We start from the raw sequence: 23,650 nt of genomic DNA, 5'->3' as shown, positions 1-23,650 counted from the left end.
GAACTATCTCTAGGACTATAGTCTTTAACCTATTATTAAACCGCCCATGAACAGTTCAAGCGGGTAAACGCAAAAACATTATACAAATATAGTACAAATATTATACAACTTATTAAATCAAAAAATGACCGACTGGTCAAATTCTCTAATAAGATATTTTGGAATACAAAAAAACACCCTCTGCGCTCTTGCGTCAAAGGATGTCCTGTATACCCAAACCTATACATTCTATTTTAAAATACATTTTTAAAAAGACACGAATCAGTTATCTCCGCCCAGGCGATGGTTCAACAAAATACTCACGTTCCATCCACGATTGCCAATCCGCAGAATCTTCAGGCATAATCCACTGCGGATATCGTGCGTTCTCTGTACGCTCATAACCCTTGCCTCCAAGTACAAAACGCATATGCGGGAACTCGTCCACAATTCGCCCTATGAGTTGATCACACCGCTCAAGAAGTTCGGAACTAGTAACCGATAGACAGACCAATCGGATGTTCTGCTCCCGGATAATTGGGAATAGCCCCTCTTCCGGTGTGTTGGCTCCGAGATAGAGCACTTCTGCACCATTTTTACGCATAAACAGGGAGAACAACAATAATCCCACCTGATGATGCTCCCCTTCCGGGCACAAGGCCAGAACTTTGGGCAGATGCGGATAGATCGGGAACAGATGGAAAAACTGATAAAAGCGCTGTGAGATCAGTTGTGTCATAAAATGCTCTTGAGCGACCGAAGCCCTGCCTTGCTCCCATGCATCCCCAACCCGAACCAGAATGGGCACCAGCACATGATAAAACATGGAATCATATCCGTACATGGTGAAGCCAAAATCAATCAGACCATTGGCTCGTTCACCCTGAAAGTTGTATAGCGAGTCATAGATCTGATCGGCTATACGTACATAAGCCTCTTCCATCGTGGGTACTGGAGGCGTTAACGACGTAGGCACTGCAGCTTGATGTGAACTGGTTTTGTTCACCTTGAGCATACGTACTGCTTCCGAAATATTCGTCTGGTGCTGCTCCACCTGCTCTTTTAACCAGCGCAGATCTGCAACATTCTCTTCCGTGTACAAGCGATAACCCGATTCCGTCCGCTCAGGGGTGACCGCACTGTACCGATTCTCCCAAGCCCGGAGCGTTACCGTCGGAATACCCAGCATGGCAGCGACTTGTTTGATGGAATACACCTTATTACCCACTTTCTTTCCTGAAATAGCCAGACTTTCGCAGGTTAAACGAATCCTTATCCCGTCTTTGTCAGGTATATGAAAATCCGAACATTCCACAAAAATAATACACTCATTATACACAACGGTCATATGCATGTCGATTGAATCAATCGAAATGGTTTTGCCTTTCCTGACGACTTAAATAATCTGTCAGGCTCTCTGCGTCAATGTTGTCATCCGGGTGGTAATAGAAGTCAGCACGTTCAGAAAGGGGAGTTATTGTTGTTTTCTTATCGCCGCCAGACATCAGACCGCAAGTCTTCACGCGGCAAATTTCCATACATACGAACAGGACTCGTCCTATTGGCACTATGGCTCATCGCCGTCATGCTCTATCAGACCTATAAACCGTTACCATCCGGCATTGCCTATGAAAGTCCTGAATACCGGGTGGATCAGGTACAGTTTTTGCATGATCTGACCTATCCATCCGCTGATGGACAGATGGAGCACGAACAGCAGATCTTCCAGCGCATGCTTCAGGTTATCGAGGACGCGGAACAGTTCGTCGTCGTTGATATGTTTTTATTCAATAATTACCAGCACAAAGGTCAGCAATTTCCACCCATCAGCACAGAGTTTACGGAAACACTGGTTGCCAAAAAACTTCAGAAACCGGATATGGATATGTGGTTCATTACGGATGAAGTGAACACCAACTATAACTCTGCACCGAACCCGTTACTGGAGCAGATGAAGCAGGCCGGAATTCACGTGGTCATCACAGATGTGGACCCTTTACGTGACTCCACTCCTGTCTACTCTGCGGTCTGGCGCACCTTCTTCCAGTGGTTTGGACAATCCGGCAATGGCTGGATTCCGAACCTGATGGCAACCGATGGACCGGATGTCACCGTGCGTTCCTACCTTAAGTTGCTCAATGTGAAGGCCAATCATCGCAAAGTGGTGGTCAGCGAGAAGACAGCTATTGTCTCCTCAGGCAATGTTCATGATGCCAGTGCCTATCATTCGAACATTGCTTTTGAAATAACCGGACCGATCATCGGAGATATTCTTCAGTCCGAGCAGGCCGTACTAAACATCTCGGGTGGAGGTAAAATTCCTTCCTATACAGCTCCTACCACAGACCCGAATAAAGGAGATTTGCGAATTCGCTATCTGACCGAGGGCAAAGTGAATGACGCAGTGCTCCATGAGATTAATCAATCGGCAAAAGGTGATATCTTGTGGATGGGCATGTTTTACATCGCTTCACCCAAAGTACTGGATGCACTGCTCGAAGCCTCGAAACGGGGAACCGAGATACGGCTTGTACTCGACCCGAACGAAAATGCCTTTGGTCAGGAGAAGACTGGCATTCCCAATCGTCCTGTAGCTGCTGAGTTACATGATAAATCGGATGGCAAAATCCAAATTCGCTGGTATAACACAACCAAGGAGCAATATCACACCAAGATGATGTACATTGCCAAAGCCACCGGGGATCATATCGTCCTTGGAGGATCGACCAACTTCACCCCCAGAAACATGAATGATTACAATCTGGAAAATGACCTCTGGGTTGCTGCACCACCAGACAACTCATTTACTCATGATGTGGCGAATTATTTTGACCGGATATGGAATAATGAAGATGCCGAGTTCACCCTGAACCTGGATGAATTTCAGGAAAAGACTACATTTTTGAAAGAAATCGTATATAAGCTGCAACTGATTTTGGGTTTAACGACCTTCTAATGGAAAATGAAATTCCAAGCATAAAGCCGCCTGTACACTATCGTGCAGGCGTTTTTTGTGCCTTGACAGGGAATGTAAAATGTGAAAATATAGGTTACCTAACGACCGTTAGGAAGGTGATATTAATGACTGCACATTCGATTCGGGATGCAGCCCTGTTCCATTTTGCAAGAGATGGATATGAAGGAGCCTCCTTAAGAGCAATCGCTGACGAAGTCGGGATTAAAAAACCGTCTATATATGCACATTTTAGCGGCAAGGATGACCTGTTTTTGCAAACCCTTGCGCATGCGTTTAAGGATGTTCAGCGTCGAACGCTCGAATACTTCCGTGTTCACGCCGATCTGCCATTGGAACAAAGGTTGAAGGGTTTGCTGATATGGTTTGAGCAAGAGTATAACTGCAATGCCTCTGCCCGCTTTATGCTGCGTATGTGTTACTTCCCGCCGCTTTCGCTATATAGCGAAGTGATGGATTTAGTTTATCCGTTTCTGGACGGTATGGAGCGGTCACTGACACGGCTGCTGCAAAGGGCGACGCGCAAGGGGGAACTACAGGCTGTTCCAGCAGAACAAGCTGCGATAACTTATATGACTTTTCTCGATGGCATCACGGTTGAGATTATTTATGGAAGTTCACGTCGATACAGAAGACGGATTGAAGCTTCCTGGCCAGTCTACTGGCATGGCATTCATCATCTGAAACAAGAGGCACTGCCCGTTGTTTTGAAAGGAGATTCATCATCATGAACCGCAACTGGTTATATGTTTTTATCGGAGGACTCATTGAGATTGTATGGGTAAGTGGGCTGAAACACGCCTCTAATGTTTGGGAGTGGGCTTTGACGGCCTTAGCCATCATCCTGAGCTTTGGATTAATCATCGCTGCTTCCAAAAGATTGCCTGTGGGTACGGTGTATGCCGTATTTACGGGGATTGGTACTGCAGGTACGGTACTGGCTGAAATGCTGCTATTTGGTGAAGCATTCTCACTTGCCAAGGTTTTGTTAATCGGCCTGTTGCTATGTGGTGTGATCGGACTGAAACTGGTCACGGATCAACAATCGGCAAAAGGAGGTGAAGCATAATGGCTTGGATGGCAATTGTGGGCGCAGGCATATGTGAAATTTTTGGCGTCATCGGCATTAATGGTGCTTCTACCCGAAAAGGCTGGCCTTATATCGTGCTCATGCTCGTATCGTTCGCATTCAGCTTCTCCCTGTTATCCTACGCGATGACTTCTATTCCCATGGGTACCGCGTATGCGGTGTGGACTGGAATCGGTACGGTGGGCAGTACGTTAACAGGTATGTTCCTGTTCGGTGAGCGGAAGGAAGCCAAGCGGCTGCTGTTTATTGCCATGATTTTGGTGGCGGCGATCGGATTGAAACTGATTACGTAACGTAAATACCTCCATTATATATCTTCCATAATATTTAATTATCCCAAAAAGACGACTTTCGATCAGAAAGTCGTCTTTTTGGGATATGATGTAAGTAAGAAACCTCACCACACTCTGTTACGTAAGAAAGGAAGTCGTGATGATGAAGAAATGGTTCGCGCGTATGGGTTCATTTACCGGATATATCTTTCTGGTCGCTGTGGGAACCTTTTATTTGATTGCTCTTGTAGCTATTATTCTTCTAGCCATTTACGTCTTTAAAGGCGGATCATGAAATAGATCATACATATTGCAATGAACATTCGTCGCTCATATATACAGCCTTTACTGCGTCTGCATTACGTAGGAAAAATGCTCCAGTCCCCATATAGTACACCCTCTTCTTTTTCCATTTTTCTCCCATTTGAATTCCATTGTCTTTATCGTTTATACTTGGTTTGACCCTAAAGTCAATTCAAGAACTCATAAGTTCCGCAGGTGAGGTGGATGTATCGTTAATGAACCCTATCCATGAAATGAATGAGAAGAAAAAGCTCATTATTACCACAGCACTCAAACTGTTCTCAGCCAAAGGCAGTGCTGCAACCTCCATGCAGGAGATTGCAGAAATATGTGGGATGTCGAAAGGTAGCCTCTACCTCATGTTCAAATCCAAAGAGGAATTAGAGGCCAGTACGATGGAGTACTGCATATTCACGCTCATGGACGAAATTTCCCAGATTGAACATGAAGCTGGGCTCACTTCGAGAGAACGTCTGCACAGGCAGATTGAAACACTGCTTGTCCATGTATCCGAGCTGAAAGAATTTCTACGCGTGCAAATGCGCAGCATGATGATGGATGAAGAGCAGCATCGCAAGGAAAAGTGCAAACCGAAAAACAAGGATCTGGAGATCCGTACCCTGCACTGGTTCAAGGACAAACTGGAGGATCTGTACGGACCGGAGATTGGACCCTATACCTTAGACCTTATTTTGCTCACGCATGGTCTGTTCCTCTCCTACATCAAAATCTGGTTTACGGAAATGCCCTCCCTTACCGTATCCAAGATGGCAAGCAACATGCTGCAAACGATCGATTATGCAGCTCGCGGATTGCTCGATCAACGCCCTGCCCCTTTGGTTCCTTTGGAACATTGGCCAGCATGGAGCAGCGATTCAGATACAGATTCCACAATGATGCGTCATCCCATTCATATCATCAAACAGATGAAGGATATCATCACTTCTGATATGCCTCCAGGGCAATTGCGCAATGACGCGTTGGAGACCATCGCCATCCTGAGACAGGAAATGATGGAATTCACACCGCGACGTGCCATTATCCTGGGCATGATGCGTAATTTGGATCACATTCCTGTCATCCAGCCATTGCACTCCGAGCTTCAGCACATTATGGATGCCATGTATAGCCGGTTCATCCAGGCTGACTCGTCACAACAATAAAGAAATACAGGGAGAAACAGAGAGGAGAAGAAACCATCGTATGAAAGGGATTATTAATTTTTCACTGAACAACAAGTTTGCGATCTGGATTCTGACCATCATCGTTTCCTTCGCCGGTTTGTACAGCGGACTGACGATGAAACAGGAGACCATTCCAAACATCAATGTGCCATTCTTGAGTGTAACGGCCATTGATCCAGGGGCAGCTCCAGAAGGTATTGTCGAGGATGTCACCAAACCACTCGAACAGACCTTAAGAAATGTAGAGGGAATTAAGACACTCACCTCTACTTCCATGGAGAATGCTTCTTCCATCACCCTCGAATTTGATTATGGTACCGATCTGGACAACGCTACCGCAGCGGTACGCGAAGCACTGAATGAGGTGCAGTTGCCGGATGGTGTGCAGAAACCAACCATCTCGAAGTTCAGCATCAACTCCTTCCCGGTTGTCTCGCTCAGCTTGTCTGACAAGGACGGCGGCGATCTGGAACAATTGACTCGACTGGTTGAAACGGATATCCAGCCTGCACTCGAAGATATTGACGGTGTAGCTCAAGTCCAAGTTTCCGGCCAATATGTTAAGGAAGTTCAACTGAAGTTTGATCAGAAAAAAATGAATGAACTCGGTTTGACTGAAGATACAGTCAACGGCATCGTTCAAGGCTCTTCTGTCCGTGTACCACTCGGACTGTTTGAACTGGACAAAGCACAGAAAGCTGTTGTTGTTGATGGCAACATCATCGATCTGGATGATTTGAAAAATCTCGCTATTCCGGTTGTACCAAGCGGTGCAGGAGCAGGCAGTGGTTCAGCCACAGCACCACAAGGCGCCGGCGCACAAGCTGGTGGAGCAGCTCAAGGCTCTGCACAAGGTTCTGACCAGGCTGCAGGACAAGCCGCAGGTGGAAATGCCAGTGTAGGCAGCACTTCAGGTGCCGCAAACGCACCTGGAATTCCAACGGTTAAATTAAGCGAGATCGCCAAAATTGAAGTCATTGGTCAGGCGGAGTCCATTTCCCGGACAGACGGTAAGGAATCCATCGGGATCTCCATCGTTAAGTCCAATGATGCCAATACAGTTGATGTCGTTAAGGCAGTTAAAGACAAAGCGGAAGAGTTGCAGACGCAGTTCAAAAACGCCGAGTTGACTGTTTTGCTTGACCAAGGTAAACCTATCCAGGACTCCGTAAACACGATGTTGTTCAAAGCGATGTTTGGTGCTTTGTTCGCCATTTTGATCATTCTGTTGTTCCTGCGTGATATTCGCTCCACCATTATTTCCATTGTCTCCATCCCGCTCTCCTTGCTCATTGCATTGACAGCACTGAATATGATGGACATTACGCTGAACATGATGACCCTGGGTGCCATGACGGTCGCGATTGGACGGGTTGTCGATGACTCCATCGTTGTTATCGAGAATATCTATCGCAGACTGACACTCAAGGGAGAGAAACTTAAAGGCCGTGATTTGATCCGGGAAGCTACCCGTGAAATGTTCATTCCGATCCTTTCTTCCACGATCGTAACCATTGCGGTATTCCTGCCGCTGGCACTGGTGAGTGGTATGGTCGGTGAGCTGTTCATGCCATTTGCCTTGACCATGGTCTTTGCTTTGCTGGCATCCCTGATTGTGGCTGTTACGATTGTACCGATGCTGGCACATACGCTGTTCCGCAAAGGTCTGAAGAACAAGCAGAATCATGAGGAAAAACCAGGCAAGATGGCGGAAGGTTACAAACGTCTCTTGAACTGGACATTGTCACACAAACTCATCACCGTCGGCGTTGCTGTATTGCTGCTCGTCGGCAGTTTGTTCCTGTATCCGTTCATCGGTGCAAGTTTCTTGCCGGAACAACAGGATAAATATGTGACCATTACGTATAGCCCGGAAACTGGCGCTTTGCGTGAAGATGTTGAAAAAGAAGCACTCGTAGCCGAGAAATGGTTGCTGACGCAGCCAGGTCTGGAGAAAATGCAGTATTCCATCGGCGGCAGCAATCCACTGAGCAGCATGGGTGGAGGCAGCTCCAACTCTGCTCTCTTCTATATTGAATATAACGAAGATACGAAAGACTTTACAAAAGTGAAAGAACAGCTTGTGGAAGGTCTGAAGAAAGAAGTTACTGTAGGAACTTGGAATGAGCTTGATATGTCCGGGGGACTGGGAGGCAGCAGCTTGAGCCTTTCCATCTATGGTGACAATGTAGATCAGATCAAACCTGTCTCGGATGAAATTCTGAAGCTGGTTGAAGCAGATACCGAATCTTTTGAAAAAGCCGACACTACGCTCTCTGATACCTACGGGCAATACACGCTCGTCGCGGATCAGGAAAAACTGAGCTCGCTCGGTCTGACTGCTGGCCAACTGGCTATGACCCTCAGCCCTGCACGTGAACGCCCTGTACTCACAGAAGTGGATATTGAAAACAAAACGTATAAGGTCTATGTAGAGACTGACAAAAAGACATTTACCAGCATTGCTGATATTGAAAACGAAAAAGTTACTTCACCACTCGGCATTGAAGTACCAATCAAAGATGTCGCGAAAGTGGAAGAAGGCACTTCACCGAACTCCATCATGCGTATTGATGGCAAAGTCGTTGTGCAGGTATCAGCCAACATCTTAGCTTCCGATGTACAAAAAGCATCATCAAACTTGCAGGCGAACATCGACAAACTGGATCTGCCAGATGGTGTTGAAGTGAAGTTTGGCGGTACAACTGAACAGATTAATGACACGTTTACCCAACTTGGTCTTGCCATGCTGGCAGCCATTGCGATTGTATACTTTGTGCTTGTTGTTACGTTCGGCGGTGGACTGGCGCCATTTGCCATCCTGTTCTCCCTGCCATTTACCGTCATTGGTATTATGGTCGGCCTGTTCGTAGCTGGTGGTACGCTTGACGTATCTGCCATGATGGGTGGACTGATGCTGATCGGGATCGTGGTCACCAACGCCATCGTCTTGATCGACCGTGTTATTCACAAGGAAAAAGAGGGAATGCCTACTCGTGAAGCCTTGCTGGAAGCCGGAGCAACACGTCTGCGTCCAATTCTGATGACAGCTCTGGCTACCATTGGTGCCTTGCTGCCACTGGTGACAGGACTTGAAGAAAGCGCAGGGATCATCTCGAAAGGTCTCGGAATTACCGTAATCGGTGGTCTGATCAGCTCTACGCTGCTGACTCTGGTTATCGTGCCAATCGTGTATGAGTTCCTGATGAAGTTCAAAAAGAAAAGAATTGAAGATTAATCGATACCTTCTGTTGAACGAATTAAATCATTATTCAGAATTAAGATAAGCTTCTAACTTAGAACACCCCTTAGTCCACATTAGAATGGTTTGTACATTCTGATCTCCGGCTAAGGGGTGTTTTACATTTAGATATGAGCTCTTATGAATGGTCATAGCAACATCTAAATGTTAGATAAATCTACATAGAATTAATCCCATTTGTTTTATTTCATAAAAGGAAGAGATCATTTTGTGAAATAAAACAAATGAACGTGAGATTTCAGCTCATCTGTTGTTAACAGACTTATAATCAAGACAAACGCTCTTCAGAAGCTCGACTTACAAAGCGGGTATGTAAACTGCATGTATTTGAGGGAAGGACGGTGGTTTTGTGGGGGAAACGACGCTGCATATTCAGATGAGAGACATGCTGAAACGTCCAGTGTTCCGCAAGGCTGAGGTACTCGCCAGTGAACGGGCATTGGAGCGATATGTGCGTTGGGTGCACATTATGGAGGTTACCGAAGTAGGCAACTTGCTGAATGGCGGGGAACTGGTGCTAACGACTGGCATTGGCTGGCAGGATGATGAAAAGCAGGGACTGTCTTTCATGCGCCAGTTAATTGCTCGTGGAGCTGCGGGACTCTGTATCGAACTGGGGGCTCACACCAAGTCCCAGCTCGGACCTATGAAGGAACTTGCAGCAGAAGAGGATTTTCCACTGATCTGGTTCCACGAACAAGTACGTTATATCGATATTACACAGGACCTGCATTTCGCCCTGATTCGCAGCCACCAGCGTATGCTCGCTGATCTCGACAGCCTCACTACCTCGTTCAACCAACTTCTTTTGAATGGAGACGGTGTACAACCACTGCTCCGACTGTTGTCTCGAACAACGGGTTATCCTGTAGCGCTATATCCACTGGATGGGGAAGCAAGTGCCGTTCCCTACTGCCCTCCAGCCCAATTGGAGATTCGTCGGCAGGAGTGGTTGTCACGTCGTGGTCATTCGGACGAGGGAGAGCATTTGGGAGAGCATTCTTTACAGAGGAATCATTCGGTGCATTCACCGGATGCACTCACTCTGCCTGTACAGGCGCTTGATTATGCATTTGCCGATCTGGTGCTGATGCTCGACAAGCTGTCGGATCACGATCAGGATCTGCATAATAGACCCTCTGATGAGTTCATCATCCAGGCACTGGAACGTTGCGCAGCCGCCATTGCTCAGGACTGGATGCGCACCAAATACATGGAGGAAAAGCGACGCTACAAGGAAGATATGTGGGTCATTGACTGGCTTAACGGACATCATTCTGCGAAAGAAATTCATGAATATGTATCTGCTGCCAATGCCCAGCTTGCTTCTGGAAAAGGTACCGTCATTTTGTTCGATAGCAATCCCAGCTACACAGACAGTCTCAAGCTACAGAAACTGCTAATTCAACGCAACATCATTGCCCGTTCCGTGTTCGCGCGGGAAGGATTCGCCCTGTACAGCACCGTGCTAAACCACCAGATCATTCTGATTATTGTTGACCCTCTGCCTGGATCTCAGCGAAAAAGCAGTCTATGGCGCTGCATTGAACAGTTGCAGCAGCATGAACAGGAACAGACCCATCGCCTCTTCTCGGGTCTGTTCGGCATCGGTCACAGCTGCGCTGATCTATCACGTCTGAAAGACAGCCTTGAGGCAGCCAAGGATACCCTGCGCATTCAGAAGGACATCGGTGTGATGCAGCAGCCCTTTTATAGCAATCTTCACTGCTACCGCATTATTGCCAGCATGAAGCAGAGCGGCAGTCTGGATGATTTCATTGAGGAATATCTTGGGCCAGTCATTCGTTATGATGCCGAAAAAGGCGGTCAGTTGTTGCGGACGCTTAAACAATATTTTATTCTATGCTGCTCCAAACAGGAGACGGCCACGGCTTTATTTATCGTCCGACAGACGTTATATCACAGATTACACAAAATTGAGACACTCCTGGGTGATGACTATACTCTCCCCGAGAAACGTGTCGCCATCGAACTAGCTATCTATGCATATGAATATGTTCACGGACCACTCGCGTGACCTTCTACGCTCCTTTTTGCTCTTGAAGCTGCCTGATCAGGATATGACTGAACCACTTCCGTCCAGACGCTGTACCCACATATTGCTCCTGTTTTTCTCCGGGAAGATCGGGGTGCCCCCACACGACATGAGCACCCTCCAGATGTTCCCGAACGGCATAGATCCGGTAACCCTGGGCCACCATTCGTTCAATCGCTATCTTTTCCTCTTCAAATACATCATGGTCAGACATCAGCTTCACCCTCCATTCACTGCCGTCACAGGCTGTCTCACAGGTAATGGTGCACCGGCATCATATTTGTCACGCTTCACATACTGACCCGCTCCTGCCACTCCGGCAAACTGTCGATCCCGAATCACATATTCCCCGCGGCATAGCACTGTCACCGGACATCCCTGAACCTGCATGCCCTCAAAGGCGCTATAATCCACATTCATATGGTGGGTAGCTGCCGAAATCACCCTTGAGATAGATGGGTCAAAAATAACGATATCCGCATCTGTCCCCACAGCAAGGGTTCCTTTCTGCGGAAATAAACCAAATAGCTTGCTTGCCCGTGTAGAGCATAAATCCACCCACTGATTAAGCGAAATTCGCCCCTTCACTACCCCTTCGGAATATAAAATGCTGAGCCGATCTTCAATGACAGGCCCTCCATTTGGAATTTTGCTGAAATCATCCCGTCCCAGATCCTTCTGTCCCTTGAAGTTAAACGAACAATGGTCCGAGCCAATCGTCTGCAATTGACCATTCTTGAGTGCATTCCACAACACTTCCTGATGATGGGCTTCACGCAGCGGTGGGGACCATACATACTTCGCGCCTTCAAAATCCGGTTGATCCATCTTCGATTGATCCAGAGTTAAGTACTGCGGACAGGTCTCGCCCCAGATTCGATAGCCCATGTCTCGCATACGGGCGATCTGCTCCACGGCTTCAGCACAGGTGACGTGCACCACATAGAGCTGTGAATCGGCAAGTGCTGCCAGTCGGGCCGCCCTCCCTGTAGCCTCTCCTTCCAACATGGAAGGTCGGGTAAGTGCATGGTGGATCGGCTCGGTTCTACCATCCGCCAGCGCCTGCTGGACCAGCAGATCGATAACATCGCCATTCTCGGCGTGCACCATGACGAGTGCACCGAACTCTTTGGCCTTTTGCAGCGTCTGAAAGAGAATACCGTCATCGGCCTGGAACTGATTTTTATAAGCCATGAACACCTTGAAGGAAGACACGCCCTCTTCTTCAATGATCTGTGGCAGTTCCTCCAGCACCTGATCATTCATCTCGCCAATCATCAAATGAAACCCGTAATCAATGGCGGCTTTGCCCTCGGCTTTGGCATGCCATTCCTGAAGGGATTCCAGCAAAGGTCGGCCTTTTTGCGTCAAACAGAAATCAATGACCGTTGTTGTCCCGCCGAAGGCAGCAGCTGCGGTACCCGTTGCAAAATCATCCGCCGTCACCGTTCCGCCGAACGGCATATCCAGATGAGTATGCGGATCAATCCCGCCAGGGATGACATAACAGCCGGACGCATCCACAACCTCCGTTCGTTCATCCGGCACAAGTCCCAAGCCTATCTGCACGATCTTTCCATTTTCAATGTAGATATCCGCTTCAAACGTATCCGACGCCGTGACCAACATTCCATTACGAATCAATTTGCGGGTACTCATGATATAGCCTCCTTGGTGGATTGATCTCTGGCCGATTGCAGCAGGGCAATCGCAGACTGACGGTCATTCCAGGTTAACGGTTCCTGTTCATGTGCGATCTCTACCATCTCAATTGCGCCGTCCACCGGACAAACAATCGAGCACAGATTACATCCGACGCAATCTTCCTCAACGACCTCCAGATACGAGCCAGAGGGGTCAGACAACATATCAATACATTGATGCGAGGTGTCTTCGCAGGCGATATGGCATTTGTTGCAATTGATGCAGACATCGCGGTTGATGCGGGCTACCACTTTGTAATTCAAATCGAGATTGCCCCAATCCGAATAACGCGGAACCGTCTGACCAATCAATTCAGATACACTTCGCAGACCTTTCTCATCCAAATAATCGTTCAATCCATCGATCATGTCCTCCACGATACGGAAGCCATGATGCATGGCTGCGGTACATACCTGGACCCCCGTCGCGCCCATAAGTAAAAATTCTGCGGTATCTCGCCAATCGGATATGCCTCCGATGCCGGAGATCGGCACCCCAACTGCCGGATTGCGCGCACACTCGGCAACCATGTTCAGCGCGATTGGCTTCACAGCCGGACCGCAGTAGCCGCCATGCGCCCCTTTGCCACCTACATGCGGCACGGTATTCCAGGAATCGAGATCCACACCCGCCAGGGAGTTGATCGTATTAATCAGGGAAATCGCATCCGCACCGCCGCGCACGGCCGCCCGGGCAGTCGCCGTAATATCGGTGATATTAGGCGTTAGCTTCACAATAACAGGTGTGGTCGCCACTTCCTTCACCCACATCGTCTGTAATTCAACCAGATCCGGTTGCTGACCAGACGCTGCTCCCATACCACGCTCGGCCATGCCGTGCGGACAACCAAAGTTCAGCTCCAGCCCGTCTACGCCGACAGCTTCGACTTTCTTCACAATTTCATGCCACTTCTCGCGTTTCGGTTCCACCATGAGTGAAGCAACCACTGCCCGATCTGGGAAACGCCTCTTGGTCTCAGCAATTTCACGCAGATTCACCTCCAACGGACGATCAGATATTAACTCAATATTGTTAAAACCCGCGACGCGCTGTCCACCAAAATGAACGGCTGCAAAACGCGAAGAGGTATTAATGATCGGCTCGCCCAACGTCTTCCAGACGGCACCACCCCAGCCTGCTTCAAAGGCGCGCTGAACCTGATATCCGGTATTCGTCGGCGGCGCAGAAGCCAGCCAGAATGGATTGGGCGATCGAATACCTGCCAGATTAATGGATAAGTCAGCCATAACGATCCCTCCTTGGTGTAGATAGAACCCACAACGGTGTTTGTTTCAACTTCACAAGTTACACAGGAACCTCACGTATTTATTACCTAGGACTTCTGCTTCATAAGGGTTAAGTTGAGTGGTTGGTGTTGCCAACCTGTTGGCATAATTTGTTGAAACATTCTAACGAACCGTACACCTCGTATTTCAAGCCGTCTCTTCCACCTGTCCAGGCAACGCCTTCATCACCGATGCAGCCGCCAGTTTGCCTTGTTGAGCTGCGGAGACCACCATCGCTTCGCCCTGCCCCTGTCCGAAGATAACATCGCCTGCCGCATAGATCTTTGGATGGGACGTACGGTACGTCTGTGGTTCCACTTCAACAACGCCCCAGTGATGACGCAGGCCAAATACCTCAATTAATGGCAGCAAACGGTTCTGTCCAATGGCTCGAACAACGGTGTCACATTCAAGCATGAACTCCGATCCCTCAATCGGCACAGGCAATGCCCGACCACCTCCAGGTAGAGTAACCAGCTTCATTTTCATACATTCTATAGCCTGGACTCGACCATTCTCGTCTCCAATAATGCGCTTCGGCATGGTGAACCAGCGAAATTCCACACCTTCCTGCTTCGCAAATGTATATTCGAAGGCATACGCTGTCATCTGGCTCTCACCGCGTCGATAAAGCATCTGCACACGCTCGGCACCTAGGCGTACCGAACAGGTCGCTGCATCCACTGCCGTATTGCCCGCACCAATAATGGCAACCTTCAGACCGTTCAGGGCCGGAGGCACACCCTGCTTCGTGGATTCCACCAGCTCAATGGCATCATAGACTCCCTCCAGCGTCTCTCCTTCAATGCCGAGCATCGGAACAGCGCCCATCCCGCAAGCCAGAATAACGGCTTCGTGCTGCTCCAATAACTCTTCAGCGGATACATCCACCCCAATGCGTACACCATACCGAACCTGCACCCCCAGTGCTTGCACTTGTTCGACTTCCCATAAGGCTACGGATTCCGGCAGGCGAAAGGACACGATACCATACGTGTTAAGTCCTCCGCCTTTCGCTTTGGCTTCATAGATCGTCACCTCATACCCTGCACGCCCTAACTCTCTGGCCGCAGACAATCCCGCAGGCCCTGCGCCTACAACTGCAACACTTCTTCCGTTGGCAGGCGCTGCCTTGAATAACGGTTCATTATTCGTCCGTGCCCAGTCTGTTGCATATCGCTGTAAATCACCGATCCGAATCGGCTTAGATGACTCGTTCAGTACACAAGCGCCTTCGCAAAGTTCCTCTGTCGGGCAGACCCGTGCACAGCTAGCACCTACCGGGTTGGCTTCCATAATAGTCCGAGCCGAGCCTTTGAGGTGATCTGTTGAGATTTTTTTGATAAACGAAGGAATATTAATGTCGGTTGGACATGCCTTGATACAGGGTGCATCATAACAGTACAGACAGCGGTTCGATTCCTCCATCGCTTCCTTGCCCGTCATTGCAGGCTTCATTTCGGTAAAACGACTCTCCCATCCGTAGTCGGACAGCGTTGCTCCTGCGCTGTTCATCAATATCATGCACCTCCATAAGGTTGATCTCTGTTTTTCCTTTCGCCGCCGGATAAAGTTAATGACTGACTCACACAGGGACTGCGATGCCAAAACTATCTTCGCTCAGCTACAAGTTAACAAGATGTTCGTAGGTCTCAGGCCGTCGATCGCGGTAAAATTGCCATACATTGCGCACTTCCCGAATCAACTCCGTATCCATCTCGCCAATGATGACCTCATCCTGATCCCTGCTGCCCATGGCCACCATCCTGCCTCGCGGGTCCACCAGATACGACTGACCATAAAATTCACCCATATTCCATGGCGATTCCACTCCCACTCGGTTGATGGCAGCCACATAATAGCCATTAGCTACCGCATGGGCAGGCTGCTCCAGCTTCCACAAATATTCCGATGTTCCGGCTACCGTTGCGGAAGGGTTGAATACAATCTCTGCACCCGCTAGCCCAAGCAGCCGTGCTCCTTCCGGAAAATGACGATCATAACAGATGTACACACCCACTCTGGCATAGGCTGTATCAAATACCGGGTACCCCAGGTTACCGGGCCTGAAATAGTATTTTTCCCAGAACCCATTCGTGCCTTCGCCCGCCTCCACATGCGGAATATGATGTTTACGGTATTTCCCCAGGTAGGAGCCGTCCGCATCTATAACAGCAGCCGTATTGTAATACGAAGCGATCCCTTCCACCTCGTATACAGGCAGAATGATCACCACGCCGAGCTCCTTCGCGAGTCCCTGAAAACGCCTGGTCGTCGGTCCTTCCGGTACCTGCTCGGCAGATGCATACCACTTGGGGCTCTGCTCCGTGCAGAAGTAAGGCCCGTAGAACACTTCCTGCAAGCCGATAATCTGCGCTCCCCGAGCAGCCGCTTCACGCACCAGCGCAATGTGTTTCTGAATGGCGGCCTCCTTATGCACTTCAATTGGGGCCGAGCCCTCCACCTCGTGTGAAGCTTGAATCATCCCGATGCTGATTTTACCCATAACGCCACTTCGCCTCCTCTAAGAAACTGTCCGCTGTCCGTTTATATGAAAATCACCATCATCTTATATGACTGTAAAACCCCACCGAATATGATTGGATTTGAAATATCAATCGGATGGTTACCAACGAAATGAACTTCCATCGTCCTCCCTCCTGGTATGTTCCCCTCGTTACTCACCGGTTTCCGGGCTGCACATCTGCCTGATCGTGCGGTACAGCACTTCTGTACCGAGAGCAATGTCCTCGGGCGAAGAATACTCACTTGGATGATGGCTGATGCCATCCTTGCTGCGAACAAAGATCATGCCATAGTCACACACGTAAGAAAGGGCAAGTGCATCATGGAACGGACCACTCATCAGCTCTGGTAAAGGCAGGCCGATTTCTTCGGCAGACGAGCGAATGGCATTCTTGATTCGTTCTGCACAATATCGCGGCTCGCTGTTGGTATCTTCGGTCAAAGAGTAGGTCAGGCCGTATTCCGAGCTAACGTCATCCAAGAGGCTCATTAACCTTCCTTCAAGCCGATTTCTGCGTTCCATCTCCATATCTCGCAAATCAACCGTAAAGCTGACCTGTTCAGCAATGATATTGCGTGAGTCTGGGAAGACACGGAGGCTCCCCACGGTCCCTACTGTTGGAGCTTCCGGATCTTCTCTGACCATATCGTCAAAAGCCGCAATGACCTTGGCGCTGCCCACCAGCGCATCATGCCGCATCCCCATCGGTACGGACCCGGCATGCCCTGCCATGCCTTTCATGGTCACCGTGAGCCAAAGCGGGCCCGAGATGCCAGTCACCAGGCCTACCGGAGCGTCCAGCGATTCGAGCACAGGTCCCTGCTCAATATGCAGCTCCAGATAACTGCAAATAGAGCCAGCCGGATAGATCGCTTCAGCAAATTGTTCTGGTGCACAGCCAAAGGCCTGCAATGCCTCTCGGCGGGTCACCCCATTTTTGTCCTGTCGCTCCAATTCTCCCTCTTCCAGCTGTCCGGTTATGCCACGTGAACCAAATAATCCTTTGTTAAAACGCGAGCCCTCTTCATCACAAAAGGCAATGACCTCAATGGGCATTGGAGGGCGAATGCCTTGTTCCATCAGACACTGTACAGCCTCTAACGCACCAAGAACACCGATGGCTCCATCATACCGACCCCCATACGGCTGGGAATCAATATGTGAACCGATCATAAGGATCGGCAGGGACGAATCTGTACCTTCAAGGCGACCAATCAGATTGCCAAACGGATCAAGGCGAGTCACAAGCCCGGCCTCTTCCATCCAGAGGCGAACCTGTATAATGCCCTCCATATCTTCCGGAGTCAACGCGAGTCGGCAGACACCCGTCTCTACAATTCGGCCAATACAGGACAACTGTTCAATTCGATCATCCAGACGCAGCTGATTGATGATTTTCCCGGTGGTGGTCTGCATCCTCCATCGCCTCCTTACATATTCACAAGCACGATATAATTAGAGATCCCACTAGATTAGTACCTCTCCTCCATCGCTACCCTGCATCCAGACTGCGTAGTGCAGCCAGCAAACTACCAGCGATCAGGTCCAATTCTTCCTCGGTGGTGACAAACGGCGGTGAGATGGTCAAAATATTCGCAAATCCCGGCACGGTGTCGCCATTCTTGCCAATCAGGACACCGTCCTGTTTGCAGCTTGCCAGCACGTTCATGACCTTATCCGCATGAGCAGGCGAACCATCGGCTTCAATCAGCTCCACCCCGCAGGCGAAGCCAAATGTGCGGATATCTCCAACCATCGATAACTCCAGCAGCGGCTCCAGCTTATCCCGAAGCAGGTATCCAAGTTCATCGGCACGGCTGACCAGATTCTCTCGTTCCAGAATTTCGAGATTCGCCAGTGCCACACGGCAGGATACAGGATTGCCGCCGAACGTATTCACATGACGAAAGTGTGAATCGGTTCCGGGTTCTCTGAACGTTTCATACAGATCCGCTCGAACGGCTGTCGCCGATAGTGGAGCGTACGCACTCGTCATGCCCTTTGCCATCGTGACAATATCGGGCTGCACGCCATAATTCTGATGACCGAATTTTTGCCCGGAGCGACCAAACCCGCAAATGACCTCATCCACAATCAACAGCACACCATAGCGCTGACAAATCTCCTGCACAGTGCGCATGTAATCCGGAGGCGGGACAATCATGCCGCCCCCTGTAATGACCGGTTCCATAATGACCGCAGCTACCGTCTCCGGCCCTTCCCAGCGAATAACCTCCTCATAGATGGTGGCGCATTCCAATCCGCATCCATCCTTGTTTCGTCCAAATGGACAGCGGTAGCAATAAGGAGGCGGTACATGAGAGAAGCCTACGCCCAGCGGCTCGTATTTGATTTTGCGGGCGGCTTGCCCGGTAGCGCCCAGTGCGCCCATGGAGTTGCCGTGATAGGCACGGTGACGGGAGATGAATTTGTGACGAGTGGGCTCACCATTCTGATGATGAAACTGACGGGCTATTTTGAACGCCACCTCATTGGCATCCGAACCTGAATTGGAGAAGAAAATGCGATATTCCCCCTCCAGCCAGTCATTCAGCTTCTCTGCCAGCAGAATCGCCGGCTCATGGCTCTGGGTCATGGGTACGTACGCGAGAGCTTTCATCTGCTCATAGGCACTTTGGGCAATTTCCTCGCGTCCATGCCCGACGTTCACACACCACAGTCCCGACATCGCATCCAGATACCGTGTGCCATCCTGATCCGTGATCCAGCTGCCCTCCCCGCTTACGGCAATCATCGGATGATCGTTATGAGGCGAGATGTGATGCCACACATATTTGCGATCCTTCTCCAGCCACTCTTCCTTCGTACCACCAAACGGCTGGGGTTGCTGATCCACTGAGCTCATTCGTCATCCTCCTCTCCAAGCTGAACCTAAGACTTTACAATTGACCACTTCGATTGCAGTACCCTCTTCCGAACGCTCCACACTTATTTAGTTCGTGATATCCTTCACCGCTTCTTCATAGATGCTTTTCTCCAGTGCTTCGTCCAGATTAGCGGCTTTCTTGATCAGGCCGTACTTCAGGGCAATATCCGCAGTCCGGGTAAAAGACTCATCCACGAAACTGCCCACCTGTTTCTCCGTAAATCCTTCCGGGCGAATCAGCTTCGCAATCTCTTCGAGCATGGTCACCTGATGTTCACGGGTCGTGCTGCCGTCGGTTACGTTCTTCATGACGATATCCACCGTTTCATTCTGATTGTCGATGGCGTAGTTCCAGCCTTTCAGAACGGCACGGGTCACTTTCACCGCCAGCTCTTTATTACTGTCCACCCAATCCTTCTTCGCGATCAGCGTATCCTCCAGCATGCCTACCCCGGCATCCTCAATGTTGAATACATCCAGATCGGACTCCTTCGTCCCACTTTCCAGTACCACGTGATATTCGTTATAGATCGTCGCCGTGGCAACATCCACCTGATCGTTGAAGAACTGATCCATCGTGAAGCCCTGCTTCACCAGTTCAATATCCTTCTTGGGATCAAGGCCGTTCTTCTCCATAAAAGCGAGAACCTGAAACTGCTGGCTGCCGAACCATGTGCTCACTTTCTTGCCCTTCATCTGGGCGGGATCGGTAATACTTGCGGACTTCTTGGCAATCAATCGATAACTGCTCTTCTGCGAAATCTGGGCGAGGGAGACGAGCGGAAGGCCGTTATCCCGGCTGACCAGCAAACTATCTACGCCGGTGATCCCGACATCGGCTGCGCCGTTGACCACCTGCTGTTCGATCACAATATCCGGGCCGCCCGGAATGATCTCGGCATCAATACCTTCATCTGCAAAAAAACCTTTCTCCTTGGCGGCGTATATCCCCGCGAACTGAGCCTGCGGTACCCATTTGAGCTGGATCTTCACTTTGGTTAAGGGCTGATCTGACCCTCCCGCTCCCTCAGAGCTGGCAGCAGCAGGAGTGACGGACGGCTCTGATTTTGCGGAGCACGCTCCCAGCATCGCAACGACCAACAGTACCAACACCAGAAAACCCGGTTTTAACGTTTTGTACATATACAGAACAACCCCCTGTTTATATAAGGATTTTCAATCAGGTACTGTGTAGCCCTGCTTCACGAGTCAATCGATCTGTGGAAGGTTGGCATCTGAATGAGCTTTTATGGATCTGTACGTGCACGATTCCACGGGATCAGCCGTTTCTCGGCCAGAACGACGACTTCATACAGCACAATACCGAGCACAGCCGCGATAACAATACAGGACCAGGCAAGTGGCATGTTCGCCAGTCGGATCTGATCCGAGAGCAAGTATCCAAGCCCCTGGGAGGCGATGAAAAATTCACCCACAATGGCGCCAATAATGCTGGTCGACATATTAATTTTCAGACCTGCGAAGAGGGAAGGCAGTGCATGAGGCCAGCGCAGCTTCACGAAAACCTGCATCCTACTGGCGGCAAGACCACCCAACAGATCACTGTATTGCGGCTGAATCGAGGTCAAGCCCTTAAATAAACTCACAGCCATGGCAGCCATCGTAATTACAGCCACGACGGCAATTCGGGACCAGATACCATCCCCAAACCAGTTGTTCATAATCGGGGCCAGCGCAACAATCGGAACGGCGTTCAGGGCTGACATTAAAGCAACTGCCGCCCTGCCACTCGTCGGGAAGAAGGATGCACCCGCAGCCGCCAAGGCTCCCAGCAAGGAGCCGAGCAGAAAGCCACCCAGCATCTCAGTTCCGCTGTACATCGCGTATCGGAAGAGCATTTCTGCATTTTCGCTGATGGACGTTGCAATTGCTGATGGCACAGGCAGTTGGTAACTTTCAAGCGAGAATAACTGATGGAACAATCGAAGTTGCCATAAGGTAAGAAATAAGGCTCCGGCAAGCCACGGCAGTAGGCGCAATCCAATTGATCTTTTGCGAACACTACTACCCCGCAGTCTCTGTCCGGCTTGTCCCTGTTGCCCATGGATATCCGAGCCTGAATCAGTTGGCACCTTAATCGAATCCACAATAGATTCCCCAATGGAGCCCGTGCCAGAGACAGCGACCGTCGCACCCTCCTCACCTTTGCGGCTTACCACCACACTTTCATTCATCATGCAGCACGCCCTCCCTTGGCCCTGAATTCGGGCTGCCATGGGGTTAGCCAGCGCTCAGCAAGGCTGATGGCAAGATACGAGATGAGTCCAATGCCAATGCTGAGCATGATGGTTGCCCAGAACATGCCGATTTGGGCACTACCATAATACAAGGAACTGACCATTAGTACACCAAGTCCATCCGGGGCTCCCATCAGCTCCACCACAATGGAAGAAGTGACTGCAAGTGGAGCAGCTATTTTCATACCGGAAAACAGACCCGGTAGCGCAGAAGGCAGCAAACATTTGATATAACGAGCAGGCAGGGAAGCTCCACAGGAACGCATAAGCTCCAGATGCTCCGGCGCTGCACTTTTTAATCCTTTGAGTGTGTGGATGATAATCGGGAAGAACGTAACGTAAGCCGCCATTATAATTCGGGCCCACTCGGCATTATGGATAATGCCATAGACAATGGGCGCAAGACCGATTACGGGCACCATCTGGGAAGAGATGACATACGGAGATAAGGTACGCTCCACCCAAACCGCCACACTCATGAGCAGGGCCAGCAGCAGGCCTAACGCAGTTCCACCGGCAAAACCAATTGCTGCATTCCCAAACGTTACGGCCCCCTGTTCAGCCAATGTGCCTGAGTAACGAAACAGGGCTGCTAGAACCTCGTGCAGATAAGGAAGACGGGATGCTGCCTGCTGGGGTGACATGAACAAATGGAGAATCCAGGCGATACCTTCCCACAGCAGCAATACGGACAAAATCCAGATCACTACCCAGGGGCGAAAACCCAGCTTATTGGTGTGCAGGAACATGGATTGGATCACGCTCCTCATAGAAACAATTGCGGATGGTGGTCATCATGCGGTAAAAGGCTTCGGTTTCCCTCAGCTCTCGATCCCGCTCGGCTGGCAGGTTAACGGAATGAATGGAGTGCACCTGACCAGGGTGTGCGGAGAGGACGATGATGCGGTCAGATAGAAATACGGCCTCGGGGATACTGTGTGTAACGAACAGGAATGTCTTGCCTGTAGATCGCTTAATATCGAGCAGCTCCAATTGCAGCTTCTCCTTCGTGAATTCATCCAGTGCGGAGAAAGGTTCATCCATAAGCAGCAATGGCGGATTAAGCGCGAGTGCACGTGCAATGGAAACACGCTGCTGCATGCCCCCACTGAGCTGCCATGGATAATGGTCAGCAAAGCGAGTCAGCCCAACCATTTCAAGCAGTTCACCACTCATGCGACGGCACTCCTTCCGGCTTGTGCCGAGCAGCTCCAGGGGAAGCTCCACATTGTGGCGTACCGTGCGCCAATCGAACAGAGCTGGAGTCTGGAAGACAATACCGAACTGGCGCTGCAACCGCGCCCGCTCTGGTTCTTCCCCGGCAACCCGGATGCTGCCTGTCGTTGGCTGGAGCAAATCGGCTACGAGTCGCAGCAGTGTGGACTTGCCACACCCCGAGGGGCCAAGCAGAGAGACAAATTCATTGGAATGGATTTGAAACGAAACGTGGGACAGGGCGGTAACTTGTTGTGCTCCACTGCCAAATACAACGGATACGTGATCCAGCTCAATATGGCAGGTATCGGGGACAATGATTGAGGACATGGGCATTCTCCTTTTCGCGGGAAGCTCGCAATCTTTTCACACCAAGGCTGAATGGAAGGTTTATATACACGAACGTAACAGGTTTTGCTTGTTAGGTAATACTATATATCTTTGGGCGGGGATTACATTATACAGACTGTTTTGAGTATGGGCCTGTTCATGTTACACAGTGTAAAATGATACCGATTCTCAGTCCTAAACATGTCAATGTCCGTGTATGTTATCTAACATCTGCTTCACTTATACAGAACTCTTGTAATATCCAAGTAAAGGCGCATAATCATTTGTATTTATTGAATAAATATTCGGAAAATATGACATAT

The 23,650-nt window shown here is 49.8% G+C and carries 20 protein-coding genes; 8 read left to right on the top strand and 12 right to left on the bottom strand.

Annotated features, from left to right (window positions below; translation table 11 throughout):
- Positions 1-265: 265 nt before the first annotated feature.
- A complete protein-coding gene (locus CRO25_RS15465; RefSeq protein WP_063566973.1) occupies positions 266-1,195 on the bottom strand; it encodes a MerR family transcriptional regulator in 930 nt (309 codons plus the stop codon).
- A 264-nt stretch (positions 1,196-1,459) separates the two neighbouring features.
- On the opposite strand from CRO25_RS15465, the gene CRO25_RS15460 reads away from it, so the two are divergent.
- From CRO25_RS15460 to CRO25_RS15430, 8 genes are all read left to right on the top strand, one after another.
- Positions 1,460-2,935: a phospholipase D family protein gene (locus tag CRO25_RS15460; RefSeq protein WP_063566953.1), complete on the top strand. Its 1,476-nt coding sequence runs from the start codon at positions 1,460-1,462 to the stop codon at positions 2,933-2,935.
- Between the two features lie 125 nt (positions 2,936-3,060).
- Positions 3,061-3,684 (top strand): TetR/AcrR family transcriptional regulator, encoded by a 624-nt coding sequence (locus tag CRO25_RS15455; RefSeq protein ID WP_063566952.1) that lies wholly within the window; start codon positions 3,061-3,063, stop codon positions 3,682-3,684.
- The gene (locus tag CRO25_RS15450; protein ID WP_063566951.1) at positions 3,681-4,022 is read left to right on the top strand and encodes a multidrug efflux SMR transporter; all 342 of its coding nucleotides are present in this window, start codon (positions 3,681-3,683) and stop codon (positions 4,020-4,022) included. The genes CRO25_RS15455 and CRO25_RS15450 overlap by 4 nt, the downstream gene beginning before the upstream one ends.
- On the top strand, positions 4,022-4,336 hold the full coding sequence (locus CRO25_RS15445; protein WP_063566950.1) for a multidrug efflux SMR transporter: 315 nt from the start codon (positions 4,022-4,024) through the stop codon (positions 4,334-4,336). Before CRO25_RS15450 ends, CRO25_RS15445 begins: the two co-directional genes overlap by 1 nt.
- A gap of 142 nt (positions 4,337-4,478) precedes the next feature.
- Positions 4,479-4,610 carry a hypothetical protein gene (locus CRO25_RS33900; protein ID WP_256337978.1) on the top strand — a complete coding sequence of 44 codons (132 nt, stop codon included), beginning with the start codon at positions 4,479-4,481 and terminating at the stop codon, positions 4,608-4,610.
- Positions 4,611-4,851: 241 nt separating this feature from the next.
- Positions 4,852-5,781 (top strand): TetR/AcrR family transcriptional regulator, encoded by a 930-nt coding sequence (locus CRO25_RS15440; protein WP_179132190.1) that lies wholly within the window; start codon positions 4,852-4,854, stop codon positions 5,779-5,781.
- 40 nt (positions 5,782-5,821) lie between these two features.
- A complete protein-coding gene (locus tag CRO25_RS15435) occupies positions 5,822-9,040 on the top strand; it encodes an efflux RND transporter permease subunit (protein ID WP_079695613.1) in 3,219 nt (1,072 codons plus the stop codon).
- A 373-nt stretch (positions 9,041-9,413) separates the two neighbouring features.
- Entirely contained in the window at positions 9,414-11,102 is a 1,689-nt protein-coding gene (locus CRO25_RS15430; RefSeq protein WP_079695612.1) for a PucR family transcriptional regulator, read from the top strand.
- A 4-nt stretch (positions 11,103-11,106) separates the two neighbouring features.
- On the opposite strand, the gene CRO25_RS15425 is transcribed toward CRO25_RS15430, so the two are convergent.
- From CRO25_RS15425 to CRO25_RS15375, 11 genes are all read right to left on the bottom strand, one after another.
- Complete coding sequence (locus CRO25_RS15425; protein ID WP_063566948.1) at positions 11,107-11,334, bottom strand: hypothetical protein; 228 nt, start codon at positions 11,332-11,334, stop codon at positions 11,107-11,109.
- Positions 11,335-11,339: 5 nt separating this feature from the next.
- On the bottom strand, positions 11,340-12,779 hold the full coding sequence (hydA, locus tag CRO25_RS15420) for a dihydropyrimidinase (protein ID WP_079695610.1): 1,440 nt from the start codon (positions 12,777-12,779) through the stop codon (positions 11,340-11,342).
- On the bottom strand, positions 12,776-14,071 hold the full coding sequence (gene preA, locus CRO25_RS15415; RefSeq protein WP_063566946.1) for an NAD-dependent dihydropyrimidine dehydrogenase subunit PreA: 1,296 nt from the start codon (positions 14,069-14,071) through the stop codon (positions 12,776-12,778). Before preA ends, hydA begins: the two co-directional genes overlap by 4 nt.
- A 186-nt stretch (positions 14,072-14,257) precedes the next feature.
- Positions 14,258-15,625 (bottom strand): NAD(P)-dependent oxidoreductase, encoded by a 1,368-nt coding sequence (locus CRO25_RS15410; protein WP_079695609.1) that lies wholly within the window; start codon positions 15,623-15,625, stop codon positions 14,258-14,260.
- 109 nt (positions 15,626-15,734) lie between these two features.
- The gene (locus CRO25_RS15405; protein ID WP_079695607.1) at positions 15,735-16,616 is read right to left on the bottom strand and encodes a nitrilase-related carbon-nitrogen hydrolase; all 882 of its coding nucleotides are present in this window, start codon (positions 16,614-16,616) and stop codon (positions 15,735-15,737) included.
- A gap of 171 nt (positions 16,617-16,787) precedes the next feature.
- Complete coding sequence (locus CRO25_RS15400) at positions 16,788-18,053, bottom strand: M20 family metallo-hydrolase (protein WP_079695605.1); 1,266 nt, start codon at positions 18,051-18,053, stop codon at positions 16,788-16,790.
- 76 nt (positions 18,054-18,129) lie between these two features.
- Complete coding sequence (locus tag CRO25_RS15395; RefSeq protein ID WP_079695604.1) at positions 18,130-19,503, bottom strand: aspartate aminotransferase family protein; 1,374 nt, start codon at positions 19,501-19,503, stop codon at positions 18,130-18,132.
- A gap of 87 nt (positions 19,504-19,590) precedes the next feature.
- Positions 19,591-20,667, bottom strand: a complete 1,077-nt coding sequence (locus CRO25_RS15390; protein ID WP_079695602.1) for an ABC transporter substrate-binding protein — start codon at positions 20,665-20,667, stop codon at positions 19,591-19,593.
- A 104-nt stretch (positions 20,668-20,771) separates the two neighbouring features.
- Positions 20,772-21,722: an ABC transporter permease gene (locus CRO25_RS15385; RefSeq protein WP_256863655.1), complete on the bottom strand. Its 951-nt coding sequence runs from the start codon at positions 21,720-21,722 to the stop codon at positions 20,772-20,774.
- Positions 21,719-22,543 carry an ABC transporter permease gene (locus CRO25_RS15380; protein WP_306291811.1) on the bottom strand — a complete coding sequence of 275 codons (825 nt, stop codon included), beginning with the start codon at positions 22,541-22,543 and terminating at the stop codon, positions 21,719-21,721. The genes CRO25_RS15385 and CRO25_RS15380 overlap by 4 nt, the downstream gene beginning before the upstream one ends.
- On the bottom strand, positions 22,512-23,327 hold the full coding sequence (locus CRO25_RS15375) for an ABC transporter ATP-binding protein (RefSeq protein ID WP_079695600.1): 816 nt from the start codon (positions 23,325-23,327) through the stop codon (positions 22,512-22,514). Before CRO25_RS15375 ends, CRO25_RS15380 begins: the two co-directional genes overlap by 32 nt.
- Between the last annotated feature and the right edge of the window lie 323 nt (positions 23,328-23,650).

Origin of the sequence: Paenibacillus sp. RU5M (assembly GCF_900221055.1) — a bacterium.
Classification (GTDB): domain Bacteria; phylum Bacillota; class Bacilli; order Paenibacillales; family Paenibacillaceae; genus Paenibacillus; species Paenibacillus marchantiae.
The sequence above is the reverse complement of the archived record's forward strand: the minus strand, read 5'-3'. Positions and strand labels throughout refer to the sequence as shown.

Bases quoted from the DNA above. Each gene is read 5' to 3' on its own strand.
- CRO25_RS15385 (WP_256863655.1), bottom strand. From the start codon at position 21,722: ATGATGAATGAAAGTGTGGTGGTAAGCCGCAAAGGTGAGGAGGGTGCG.
- CRO25_RS15390 (WP_079695602.1), bottom strand. From the start codon at position 20,667: ATGTACAAAACGTTAAAACCGGGTTTTCTGGTGTTGGTACTGTTGGTC.
- CRO25_RS15425 (WP_063566948.1), bottom strand. From the start codon at position 11,334: ATGTCTGACCATGATGTATTTGAAGAGGAAAAGATAGCGATTGAACGA.
- CRO25_RS33900 (WP_256337978.1), top strand. From the start codon at position 4,479: ATGAAGAAATGGTTCGCGCGTATGGGTTCATTTACCGGATATATCTTT.
- CRO25_RS15450 (WP_063566951.1), top strand. From the start codon at position 3,681: ATGAACCGCAACTGGTTATATGTTTTTATCGGAGGACTCATTGAGATT.
- preA (WP_063566946.1), bottom strand. From the start codon at position 14,071: ATGGCTGACTTATCCATTAATCTGGCAGGTATTCGATCGCCCAATCCA.
- CRO25_RS15395 (WP_079695604.1), bottom strand. From the start codon at position 19,503: ATGAGCTCAGTGGATCAGCAACCCCAGCCGTTTGGTGGTACGAAGGAA.
- CRO25_RS15410 (WP_079695609.1), bottom strand. From the start codon at position 15,625: ATGAACAGCGCAGGAGCAACGCTGTCCGACTACGGATGGGAGAGTCGT.
- CRO25_RS15445 (WP_063566950.1), top strand. From the start codon at position 4,022: ATGGCTTGGATGGCAATTGTGGGCGCAGGCATATGTGAAATTTTTGGC.
- CRO25_RS15435 (WP_079695613.1), top strand. From the start codon at position 5,822: ATGAAAGGGATTATTAATTTTTCACTGAACAACAAGTTTGCGATCTGG.
- CRO25_RS15400 (WP_079695605.1), bottom strand. From the start codon at position 18,053: ATGCAGACCACCACCGGGAAAATCATCAATCAGCTGCGTCTGGATGAT.
- CRO25_RS15440 (WP_179132190.1), top strand. From the start codon at position 4,852: ATGAATGAGAAGAAAAAGCTCATTATTACCACAGCACTCAAACTGTTC.
- hydA (WP_079695610.1), bottom strand. From the start codon at position 12,779: ATGAGTACCCGCAAATTGATTCGTAATGGAATGTTGGTCACGGCGTCG.
- CRO25_RS15455 (WP_063566952.1), top strand. From the start codon at position 3,061: ATGACTGCACATTCGATTCGGGATGCAGCCCTGTTCCATTTTGCAAGA.
- CRO25_RS15375 (WP_079695600.1), bottom strand. From the start codon at position 23,327: ATGTCCTCAATCATTGTCCCCGATACCTGCCATATTGAGCTGGATCAC.
- CRO25_RS15405 (WP_079695607.1), bottom strand. From the start codon at position 16,616: ATGGGTAAAATCAGCATCGGGATGATTCAAGCTTCACACGAGGTGGAG.